General features: G+C 60.5%; 2 protein-coding genes and 1 pseudogene. All 3 read right to left on the reverse strand.

Annotated elements, in window-relative coordinates; translation table 11 throughout:
- Positions 1–71: 71 nt before the first annotated feature.
- Complete coding sequence (gene phoU / locus EOA86_RS32785) at positions 72–779, reverse strand: phosphate signaling complex protein PhoU (protein WP_029348715.1); 708 nt, start codon at positions 777–779, stop codon at positions 72–74.
- 38 nt (positions 780–817) lie between these two features.
- Positions 818–1,633 (reverse strand): phosphate ABC transporter ATP-binding protein PstB, encoded by an 816-nt coding sequence (gene pstB / locus EOA86_RS32790; protein WP_128345366.1) that lies wholly within the window; start codon positions 1,631–1,633, stop codon positions 818–820.
- A 12-nt stretch (positions 1,634–1,645) separates the two neighbouring features.
- A pseudogene (locus EOA86_RS32795) lies at positions 1,646–1,913 on the reverse strand (phosphate ABC transporter, permease protein PstA); the annotation flags it as partial.

The following is a 1,913-nucleotide window of genomic DNA, read 5'->3' on the forward strand; positions in this document are numbered from 1 at the left end:
ACAATCTGGAATCCGAAGGCTATCAGGTCGAGGTGGTGACGCGCGGCGCGATCATCGGCCGGTCACTCCTGTCATGTCGCCGGCGCCGACATCGTCGTTTCGTCGAGCTTCGGGCGATCTGCCGGCAATTGCTGCCCGGTCACGACAAAGTAGGCGTTTTCTGCGATGTTGGTGACATGATCGCCGATGCGTTCGAGATTCTTGGCGCAAAACAGAAGATGCGTGCAGGCGGTGATGTTTCGCGGATCCTCCATCATGTAGGTCAGGAGTTCGCGGAAAACCGCCGTGTACTTCACGTCGATCTTCTGGTCGTCGGCGCGCAGCTCTTTCAACGCGCCGGCATTGCGCGACACATAGTGCTCGACCACCCCGCGGAGCTGCACAAGAACGAGATCCGCCATCGCGTCGATACCGTGCGACAGATTACGCGGCGTGGCGCTCTGCCCGACTGCGCTGACCCGCTTGGCTATGTTTTTGGCCAAATCGCCGATGCGCTCGAGATCACCGGCCATGCGGATTGCGCCAACCACGGCGCGCAGATCTTGCGCCATCGGCTGCCGCTTGGCGATCAGCGTGATCGCGCTATCGTCGAGTTCGCGCTGCCGCGCATCCATGATCGCGTCGTCCGAGACGACACGCTGCGCCATCGCATTGTCTGACGCAAGCAACGCGCGGATCGAGGCTGCGACCATCGCGGCGGCAAGCTCGTCCATGTCGCGGATCAGCCTGTCGATGTGCTCCAGTTCCTCGTCGAAAGATGCGACGGTGTGTTCACCCATGATCCTGTCCTCGTGTTCGAAATTCGCCGCCGGACCGCTCAGCCGAACCGGCCGGTGATGTAGTCCTGGGTGCGCTTGTCGTCGGGATTGGTGAACATCTTGTCGGTTGCGCCCTCCTCGACCAGGTAGCCGAGATGGAACATCGCCGTGCGTTGCGACACGCGCGCTGCCTGCTGCATCGAGTGGGTGACGATGACGATCGTGTAGTTCTGGCGCAGTTCGTCGATCAGTTCCTCGACGCGGGCGGTGGCGATCGGATCCAGCGCCGAACAGGGCTCGTCCATCAGAATCACTTCCGGCGACACGGCGATGGCGCGCGCGATGCACAGGCGCTGCTGCTGTCCGCCGGAGAGACCGGTGCCCGACTCGAGCAGGCGATCCTTGACCTCGTTGAACAGACCGGCTTTCTTCAGGCTCGATTCAACGATGCCGTCCAACTCGGACTTGCTCCTGGCCAGGCCGTGAATGCGCGGACCGTAGGCGACGTTTTCATAGATCGACTTCGGAAACGGGTTCGGCTTCTGGAATACCATGCCGACGCGAGCTCGCAGCTCGACGACATCGATTTTCGGGTCGTAAACATCCTCGCCGTCGAGCGTTATCTTGCCGCTCACCCGCGCGATATCGATCGTGTCGTTCATTCGGTTCAGGCAACGCAGGAAGGTCGACTTGCCACAGCCCGATGGGCCGATCAACGCCGTCACCTGGTTCTCGCGGACATCGAGGTTCACGTCGAACAGAGCTCGCTTCTCACCGTAATGAACAGAGACCTTTTCGCCCTTCATCTTGATCGAAGGGGCATTGGTTCCGCTGCTCAGTTTCTGTTCGACGCCGGCTTCCGTCATGATGTTCATATCCTCTACCCCTTACCAGCGCCGCTCGAAGCGCCTGCGCAGTATCACTGCAATGGCGTTCATGATGACCAAAAACAGCAGCAAAATCAAAATCGCCGCCGAAGTCTTCTGCTGGAATCCAGCTTCCGGGAAATCCGCCCACATGAATATCTGCACCGGCAGGATCGTCGCGGGATCGGTAAAGCCGCCGGGAATGTCGACGATGAAGGCGACCATGCCGATCATCAGCAACGGCGCGGTTTCGCCCAGCGCATGCGCCATTCCGAGAATGGTGCCGGTC

This window comes from Mesorhizobium sp. M5C.F.Ca.IN.020.32.2.1 (assembly GCF_004023105.1).
Classification (GTDB): Bacteria; Pseudomonadota; Alphaproteobacteria; order Rhizobiales; family Rhizobiaceae; genus Mesorhizobium; species Mesorhizobium wenxiniae.

What these genes read in the sequence shown, in the direction of transcription:
- phoU (WP_029348715.1), bottom strand. Translation starts at nt 779, where the DNA reads ATGGGTGAACACACCGTCGCATCTTTCGACGAGGAACTGGAGCACATC.
- pstB (WP_128345366.1), bottom strand. Translation starts at nt 1,633, where the DNA reads ATGAACATCATGACGGAAGCCGGCGTCGAACAGAAACTGAGCAGCGGA.